Source organism: Micromonospora sp. AB353, from assembly GCF_049538395.1.
Lineage (GTDB): Bacteria > Actinomycetota > Actinomycetes > Mycobacteriales > Micromonosporaceae > Micromonospora > Micromonospora aurantiaca.
On the sequence record NZ_JBMVFV010000141.1, the window covers coordinates 1 to 7,591 of the forward strand.

The 7,591-nt window shown below is 73.5% G+C and carries 11 protein-coding genes; 6 read left to right on the top strand and 5 right to left on the bottom strand.

The window, feature by feature from the left end:
• Positions 1–394 (bottom strand): DAK2 domain-containing protein (locus ACPCK6_RS28830; RefSeq protein WP_402884386.1); only part of this gene is annotated, 394 nt, incomplete at its 3' end.
• Positions 395–604: 210 nt separating this feature from the next.
• Between ACPCK6_RS28830 and rpmB the strand changes: the two genes are divergently transcribed.
• Together rpmB and ACPCK6_RS28840 are read left to right on the top strand one after the other, a co-directional pair.
• A complete protein-coding gene (gene rpmB, locus ACPCK6_RS28835) occupies positions 605–796 on the top strand; it encodes a 50S ribosomal protein L28 (protein WP_013284551.1) in 192 nt (63 codons plus the stop codon).
• A 209-nt stretch (positions 797–1,005) separates the two neighbouring features.
• Positions 1,006–2,262, top strand: a complete 1,257-nt coding sequence (locus ACPCK6_RS28840; protein WP_396880269.1) for an ATP-grasp domain-containing protein — start codon at positions 1,006–1,008, stop codon at positions 2,260–2,262.
• On the opposite strand, the gene ACPCK6_RS28845 is transcribed toward ACPCK6_RS28840, so the two are convergent.
• Positions 2,259–2,726 (bottom strand): GNAT family N-acetyltransferase, encoded by a 468-nt coding sequence (locus ACPCK6_RS28845; RefSeq protein WP_396880268.1) that lies wholly within the window; start codon positions 2,724–2,726, stop codon positions 2,259–2,261. The two genes, ACPCK6_RS28840 and ACPCK6_RS28845, sit on opposite strands and share 4 nt — an antisense overlap.
• A 129-nt stretch (positions 2,727–2,855) precedes the next feature.
• Positions 2,856–3,806, bottom strand: a complete 951-nt coding sequence (locus ACPCK6_RS28850) for a thiamine-phosphate kinase (RefSeq protein ID WP_423482780.1) — start codon at positions 3,804–3,806, stop codon at positions 2,856–2,858.
• 163 nt (positions 3,807–3,969) lie between these two features.
• Between ACPCK6_RS28850 and ACPCK6_RS28855 the strand changes: the two genes are divergently transcribed.
• Together ACPCK6_RS28855 and ACPCK6_RS28860 are read left to right on the top strand one after the other, a co-directional pair.
• Positions 3,970–4,203 (top strand): Lrp/AsnC ligand binding domain-containing protein, encoded by a 234-nt coding sequence (locus ACPCK6_RS28855; protein WP_013284547.1) that lies wholly within the window; start codon positions 3,970–3,972, stop codon positions 4,201–4,203.
• Positions 4,204–4,791: a DUF3515 domain-containing protein gene (locus tag ACPCK6_RS28860; RefSeq protein ID WP_423482781.1), complete on the top strand. Its 588-nt coding sequence runs from the start codon at positions 4,204–4,206 to the stop codon at positions 4,789–4,791. It begins immediately after the preceding gene.
• A 33-nt stretch (positions 4,792–4,824) separates the two neighbouring features.
• Here the strand turns inward: ACPCK6_RS28860 and ACPCK6_RS28865 are convergent, their stop codons facing one another.
• Complete coding sequence (locus tag ACPCK6_RS28865) at positions 4,825–5,928, bottom strand: D-alanine--D-alanine ligase family protein (protein WP_396880265.1); 1,104 nt, start codon at positions 5,926–5,928, stop codon at positions 4,825–4,827.
• Positions 5,929–6,094: 166 nt separating this feature from the next.
• Positions 6,095–6,319 carry a hypothetical protein gene (locus ACPCK6_RS28870; RefSeq protein WP_194799685.1) on the bottom strand — a complete coding sequence of 75 codons (225 nt, stop codon included), beginning with the start codon at positions 6,317–6,319 and terminating at the stop codon, positions 6,095–6,097.
• Positions 6,320–6,554: 235 nt separating this feature from the next.
• Here ACPCK6_RS28870 and ACPCK6_RS28875 point away from each other — a divergent pair, with 235 nt between their 5' ends.
• Together ACPCK6_RS28875 and ACPCK6_RS28880 are read left to right on the top strand one after the other, a co-directional pair.
• The gene (locus tag ACPCK6_RS28875; protein ID WP_396880264.1) at positions 6,555–7,400 is read left to right on the top strand and encodes a helix-turn-helix domain-containing protein; all 846 of its coding nucleotides are present in this window, start codon (positions 6,555–6,557) and stop codon (positions 7,398–7,400) included.
• A 4-nt stretch (positions 7,401–7,404) separates the two neighbouring features.
• Positions 7,405–7,591, top strand: a 187-nt coding sequence (locus ACPCK6_RS28880) for a DUF397 domain-containing protein (RefSeq protein WP_423482782.1), incomplete at its 3' end; no start/stop codon positions are given.

Here is a 7,591-nt window from a genome sequence, read left to right on the forward strand (position 1 = left end):
CGACAGCCGCGTAGGCGGCGGTGGTGGCGTCGGCCAGCGCGTCGGCGAGCTGCCGCCCGCGCACCGCGGGCACGGCGGCGAGAGTGTCGGCGAGACCGCGCAGGATCTGCGAGAGGATCACCCCGGAGTTGCCGCGCGCCCCGAGCAGCGCGCCCCGGGCCATCAGCCGCAGCGCGTGCCCGTGCGGGGTGTGCCCGTCGTCGGGGAGGGTGCCGAGGTCCATCGCCAGGGCCTGCTGGGCGGAGGTGAACGTGAGCACCAGGTTGGTGCCGGTGTCGCCGTCGGGCACCGGGTAGACGTTCAGGTCGTCGATCTCGCCCTGGTGGGCCCGGAGGGCGGTCAGCCCGCTCGCGCACCAGCGGCGTACCGCTGCGGCGTCGAGGGTCTCCAGCACGTCGGGAAGCCTACTGGCGCACACCGACACGCGCCGGGGTCGTCCGCCGCGTGTCCGCCCCGGCCGACGGCCCGGCCGGGACGCCGGTACGCTGGGTGGGCTCGCGAAAGGGCCGGTTGGGCGTACCGACTGTCATCGGGTAACCTGACCAGGTTGCCCGGGCAGCGCCTGGCGGCGACCTCATGAACGTTTCAATCCCAGGAGTATCCCGTGGCTAGCGTGTGCGACGTCTGTGGCAAGGGGCCGGGCTTCGGCCACAACGTGTCCCACTCGCACCGGCGGACCAACCGCCGCTGGAACCCGAACATCCAGTCGGTGCGTACCCCGGCCGGTGGCGGCACCACCAAGAAGTTGCAGGTCTGCACCTCGTGCATCAAGGCCGGCAAGGTCACCCGCGCCTGACGCGGTAGCGCCACCGGAACATCGTCGGTCGCCGGCGGATCCCTTCGGGGTCCGCCGGCTTCTGTCGTGTCCGGCGACCCGCGGCGTGGTATCCACCGACCCGCCCCCGCACCCCTGACCGACCGTACGGCGACCGCCGCGATCCGGCCGGTTAGGGTGCTGCTGCGCCGGCCGTCCGGTTCCGGCGCGAGCCGTGGGGAGGAAGACCGGTGGACCTCGATCTGGGTCGCGAGCAACTGGTGGTGGTGGGCGCGTCGTTCGGCTCGCTGAGCTGGTTCGACCAGGAGCTGCCGCCGGGCAGCGTGGTGCTGGTCGAGGAGCCCGACGTGATCGCCCGCCGCGACCTGGCCGGGTTCGCCGAGCGGCTGCCGATGATCGGGCGCCTCGTCGCGGCCGAGTACCAGACCGGCTTCGACCCGGACGCCCTGCTCGCCCGCGAGCCCGGCCTCGCCGACGCCCGGCTGGTCCTGCCCGGCCTGGAGTACGCGGTCGGCGCCACCGCCCGGCTCGCCGAGCGGCTCGGCCTCCCCGGCGCCGGAGTCGAGGCCGCCGACGTCTTCTCCGACAAGCACCGGATGCGGCTGCTCGCCGACCGGATCGGGCTCGCCAACCCGGCGTACGAGCTGGTCGACGACCCGGCGCGGGCGGTGGAGTTCGCGCAGGCGCACGGCGGGCGGTGCGTGCTCAAGCCCACCCGCCGCTCGGGCAGCCTGGGCGTGCAGCTGATCACCGACGCGGCCGAGGTGCCGGCCCGCTGGGCGGCCAGCGCCACCCCGCCCGACCCGGCCGAGGCCACCGAGCGCGGCCTGCCCACCGGTGTGCTGGTCGAGGAACTGCTTGTCGGTTCCGAGCACAGCGTGGAGTTGCTCGTGGCCGAGGGCGAGGTGGTCTTCGGCAACGTCACCGACAAGCGGATCGCCGGTGGCCGCTACCCGGTCGAGACCGGCCACACCGTGCCGTCCGCGCTGCCCGCCGACGCGCACGACGCGCTGCGCGCCGCCGCGGTACGCCTCGCCGAGGCGGCCGGCTTCCGCAGCGGCATGCTGCACAGCGAGTGGATCCTCGCCGACGGCGTGCCGACGCTCGTGGAATGCGCGGCCCGGATGCCCGGCGACATGATCACCGCGCTCATCTCGATCGCCTACGAGCGGGACGTCATCGAGGCGTACCTGCGGATCCTGCGCGGCGAACGGCCGGCGCTGCCGGCGCGGGCGACCGGCGCGGCGGCGATCGAGTTCCTGATCGCGCCGCCCGGCCGGGTCACCGCCGTGGACGGCAGGCGCGACGCGCTGCGCGTGCCGGGCGTGCTCGACGTGCAGGTGGAGACGAAGGTCGGTCAGACCGTGCCGGAGCTGCTCTCCTCGGCGCACCGCAGCGGGCACCTGATGACCTGGGGTGCCACCCCGGACGAGGCCGCCGACGCCGCCCGCCGCGCCGCGAGCCAGATCCGCATCACTGTCGGCTAGAGGGTACGGCCGTACGACAGGCAGCCCGGGGCGTCCTTGTAGAAGCCGAAGTTCGGGATCCGCTCGTAGCCGGCCGAGGTGTACATGGCGATCGCCTCGGGCTGCTTGTCGCCGCACTCCAGCACGATCCGCTTGCGGCCGTGGTCGCGGGCGGACCGCTCGACCGCCCCGAGCACCGCGCGGGCCACGCCCCGGCCCCGGGCCGCCGGGTCGGTGTACATCCGCTTCAGCTCGGCCGTGTCGCCGTCCTCGCCGTGGCTGCGCCAGCCGCCGCAGCCGACCGGCCGTCCGTCCAGGTAGGCGACGAGGAACGTGCCGTCCGGCGGGGTGAACTCGGTCGCGTCGACGGGGGTCTCGTCGCCGCTGCCGCCGTACCGGGCGCCGAGGTCGGCCAGTGCCGCCCGGATCAGCGCCTGCGACTCGGGAGCGTCGAAGCGCCGCTCCCGGATCTCGATCTCGCTCACCGTGCCAGGTTACGACCGCCGCCGGCCCCGGCCCGGCCCGGCCGCCGGGGGTCGGACGCAGATCACTCCCGCCCGGTCACTCCGCCCTGCGGCTGCGCCGGTCATTCCGCCGCCCTGCGGCTGCGCCGGTCATTCCGCCGTCCGGCGGAAGTGGTCCCAGCCGCGCGGGCCGCTGTAGGCGGCGCCGTCGACGGTGACCCCGGCGCCGGCCGCCACCCGCCCGACCGGCCGCCAGCCGTCCGGGAGCGCGGCGTCCGTCGGGAACGTCGCCGCCAGCGCGTGGTCCTCGCCGCCGGCCAGGATCCAGGTGTACGGGTCGACGCCGAGCGCCTGCGCCGCGTCCCGCATCTGCCGGGGCACCTCGAACGCGTCGCGGCTCACGTCGATCGCCACGCCGCTGGCGGTCGCCACGTGCCCGAGGTCGGCCAGCAGCCCGTCCGACACGTCGATCATGGCGGTTGCTCCTGCCGCGGCGGCAGCGGGTCCGGCGGCGTACGGCACCTCGGGGCGGCGGAACGCCTCGACCAGCAGCCGGGGCGTGCGGAAACCCCGGGACAGCACGGTGTAGCCGGCCGCCGACCAGCCGGTGCTCCCGGCCAGCGCCACCACGTCGCCGGGGCGGGCGCCCGAGCGCACCACCGGGTCGCGGCCGGCCAGGTCGCCGAGCGCCGTCACGGCGACGGTGAGCGTCGGGCTGCCGGACATGTCCCCGCCGACCACGCTCGCGCCGACCAGCGCCGCCTCCGCGCCCAGCCCGTCGGCCAACTCCTCGGCCCAGGCCGGGTCCAGCTCGGCCGGCATGCAGAGCGCGACGAGCAGCGCCGTCGGGGTGGCGCCCATGGCGGCGATGTCGGCGAGGTTGGCCGCCGCCGCCCGGTGTCCCACGTCGCGCGCCGAGGACCAGTCGCGGCGGAAGTGCCGCCCCTCCACCAGCACGTCGGTCGAGGCGACCACCCGCCGGTCCGGCGCGGCCACCACCGCGCCGTCGTCGCCGGGGCCGAGCAGGCAGTTCCGTCCCTGTGCCAGCCGGGCGGTCACCCGGTCGATCAGGCCGAACTCGCCGACATCAGTGACAGTCATTCCGTCCCCTCGCTCCGCTGCGTCGTTCCGCACGTCCCACCCCTGTCCGCACCGGCGTGTGCTCGCTCACCGCGTCCGACCGGCAACCGATAGGGATCACGGCCGCTCAGTACGGTAGTTTCACCCTTCGGGTCGCCCGGAGGCGACGGACGGAGGTCGAGTCGTGGTACAGGCGTACATCCTCATCCAGACCGAGGTCGGCCGGGCGCGTGACGTGGCCGGTCTGATCGCGGACCTGGCCGGCGTGGTACGGGTCGACGCCGTCACCGGGCCGTACGACGTGGTGGTGCTCACCGAGGCGAACACCGTCGACGAGCTCGGCAAACTCATCGTCAGCAAGGTGCAGATGGTGCCCGGCATCACCCGCACCCTCACGTGTTCGGTGGTGCGGCTGTAAGTGGACGAGAAGAACACCTCCCCCCGCCGGGACGGCGCCACCCGCCGTGCCGCGCTCTGGGCGACGCTCGTCGCCGTGCCGGTGACCCTGGCGGTCGCCGGGTTCACGTTCGCCAAGCTGGCCCCGGAGTCGCCGGACGCCGAGCCGAGCGCGTCGGCGAGCCCTCGGGCGCAGTCGAGCGCGCCGGTCGAGATGCCCGCCCCGGCGCTGGCCGAGCGCCCGACCATCCTCTGCCGCGCCCTGATGTCGCAGCTCCCGGACAGCGTGCGTGACCTGCCGCAGCGTCCGGTCACCGCGGGCCCGGAGCAGAACGCCGCGTACGGCGACCCGGCGCTGACGGTTGCCTGTGGCGGCAGCCCGGCGGAGTTCCCGCCCACCGACGAGGTGTGGAAGGTCAACCAGGTCTGCTGGCACGCGGCGAAGGAGGCCGACGCCACGGTGCTGACCACCGTCGACCGGGAGACCCCGATCCGGGTGCGGGTGCCGACGTCGTACGAGCCGCCGCTGCAGTGGGTGACCTCGATCTCCGACACGATCGTCAGCTCGGTCCCCTCGGCGAAGCAGATCCCCTCGGGCTGCTCCGCCTGACGCCCGACGGGCGTCAGGCGACGGCGCCTGCGGTCAGCGGCCGGCGCGGCGGTGCAGGGCGGTACGGATCAGCCGGTTGACCAGCTTCGGGTACTCCAGCCCGCTGGCCGACCACATCCGCGGGAACATCGACGTCGGGGTGAAGCCCGGCATCGTGTTGATCTCGTTGAGGTAGACGTCCATCTGCGGGGTCACGAAGAAGTCGACCCGGGCCAGGCCGGAGCAGTCGAGCGCGGTGAACGCCCGGGTGGCGTACTCGCGCACCTGCCGGGCGACCGGCTCGGGCAGGTCGGCCGGTACGTCGTACTCGCAGACCTCGTCGGCGAAGATGTACTTGGCCTCGAAGTCGTACCAGTCCTGGTCGCCGATCATCCGCACCTCGGCGAGCACGGAGGCCTCCGGCGCGCCACCGGCCTCGCCCTCCAGCACGCCGCACTCGATCTCGCGGCCGACCACGGCCCCCTCGACGAGCACCTTGCTGTCGATCTCCCGCGCGGTGACGAGCGCGGCGTCCAGGTCCGCCCAGTCGTCGACCTTCGTGATGCCGAACGAGGAGCCGGCCCGGGACGGCTTGACGAAGACGGGCAGCCCGAGGCGCTCCTTGTCCTCGTCGCTGAGCGACATCCCGGCGCGCAGCACCGCGTACGGACCGACCGGGATGCCCTCGGCGGCGCAGAGCTTCTTGGTGAACTCCTTGTCCATGGCCGCGGCGGAGGCGAAGACGTTCGCGCCCACGTAGGGGATGTCGGCCATCTCCAGCATGCCCTGGATGGTGCCGTCCTCCCCATACGCGCCGTGCAGCACCGGGAAGACCACGTCCACGTCGGCCAGCGCGACCGGCCCCTGGGCGGGGTCGAGCACCATCAGGCCGCCGACGGCGGGGTCGGCGCGCAGCACCAGTTCGGCGCCGGAGCCGGCGGTGACCTCGGGAAGCTTGCGGTCGGCGATGGCGAGCCGGCTCGGGTCGCCGCTGGCGAGCACCCACTGGCCCTGCCGGGTGATGCCGACCGGGACCACCTCGAACTCGTCCGGGTCGAGCGCGGCCAGCACGCTGCCGGCGCTGACGCACGAGATGCCGTGCTCGGGGCTGCGGCCGCCGAAGACGATCGCCACACGGGTCTTGCCTGGGGTGGTCATGGTCACCTCATCGTTCGCGACTGCGGCTGGCCGTGCTCGCCGGTGGCGCTCACCCGACTGACCTTACTGTGCGTTGCCGCAAGCGGTGGTCGTTACCCGGGGAGACGCGGAGTCGCGTGGCAAACGGTCAAGGCGACATATACGGGGAGTAACGGAGCGGCGTGCCTCAGAAGGCCGGATGCCGGGGCCGGCGGCCGACCGCGATGACCTTCACGCGCTGCCGGCCGGCCCGCACCATGCCCAGCGCCATGAACGCGCCGGCGATCCGGTCGGCCGCCTCCCGGCTGCTCGCGCCGACGACCTGACGGCGGCGTTCCGGACTGGTCCGTTCGTCGCGCCGGCTGCCGTCCGGCGGACGTACGTCGGTGAGGACGACGAGGAACCTGGTCACCGCGGCAATCCCTCCCGTCTCGTGGACCGGCAGGGGCACGCGGCGGTCGGATCGTGGGGGAGTGAATAATCCGACCACCGCGCGCCCCATCCCCTCCGGTCGCTCACCACCACCGTCGCCACGACAACCGGTGGTGAGGACGCCGTCACACATTGACAGGTTCACCGGCGTGAATGCAACTCTCATCGACTTTCTCTCATGCCCACTTTCCCGCGAGATGTGCGACCATCGATGCATGGCGCCGAAGACCGCCCGGGCCCGACGGCTCGGCATCGCCCTGCGGACCCACCGGGAGGCCGTCGGCCTCACCCTGGAGGCCGCGGCTGACGAGATCAACAGCACCCGGAGCACGCTGTCCCGCTACGAGAACGCGCAGACGCTCGTCAGCCCCGCCACCGTGCGCGCGCTGCTGACCAGCTACGGCGTGGACCCGGCCGACATCGCGGCGGCGGTGCAGCTCGCGAAGGACGCCCGCAAGCCGGGCTGGTGGGTGTCCTATTCGTACCTGCTGGACCAGCGCACCATCGACTTCATCGCGCTGGAGGCCGAGGCCACCGGCATCGCGAACTTCGAACCGTCTGTGGTGCCCGGTCTGCTCCAGACCGCCGACTACATCCGCGGGGTGATGCGCGGCGGGCCGCACACGCTCACCGACGAGCAGGTGGAGCAGCGGGTCCAGCTACGACTGGACCGCCAGCAGCGGCTCTCCGGGCCCGAGCCGCCGATCCTCGACGCCATCATCGACGAGGGCGCGCTGCTGCGCCCGGTCGGTGACCGCTCGGTGATGTCCGGCCAGCTCCAGCACCTGCTGAAGATGGCCGAGCTGCCGAACGTCACGGTGCAGGTGATCCCGCTCGCCGCCGGATACCACCGGGGCACCCGGGGCTCGCTGCACATCCTGGAGTTCGCCGACCCGGAGGACCCGATCATCGCCTCGGTGGAGACAGTCGCCGGGCAGATGGTCCTCGACCGGCCGGGTGACCTGCGTACCTGCGCCAAGATCATGGAGCACCTGCGGACCGTGGCGCTGAGCCCTGCGGCCAGCCGGGACCAGCTCCTCCGCCTGCTGAACGAGAGGTGACCAGATGAACGGCACGAATCCCACACCGGCCCGCTGGCGCAAGAGCAGCCACAGCGGCGACGAGGGCGCGTGCGTGGAGATGGCGCCGCTGCCCGGTGCGGTGGCGGTCCGCGACTCCAAGGATCCGGACGGTCCGGTGCTGGTGTTCCCGCCGCACGCCTGGGTCGCGTTCACCGCCGCGCCACCGAGCG

What these genes read in the sequence shown, in the direction of transcription:
- ACPCK6_RS28875 (WP_396880264.1), top strand. Translation starts at nt 6,555, where the DNA reads ATGGCGCCGAAGACCGCCCGGGCCCGACGGCTCGGCATCGCCCTGCGG.
- ACPCK6_RS28850 (WP_423482780.1), bottom strand. Translation starts at nt 3,806, where the DNA reads ATGACTGTCACTGATGTCGGCGAGTTCGGCCTGATCGACCGGGTGACC.
- ACPCK6_RS28865 (WP_396880265.1), bottom strand. Translation starts at nt 5,928, where the DNA reads ATGACCACCCCAGGCAAGACCCGTGTGGCGATCGTCTTCGGCGGCCGC.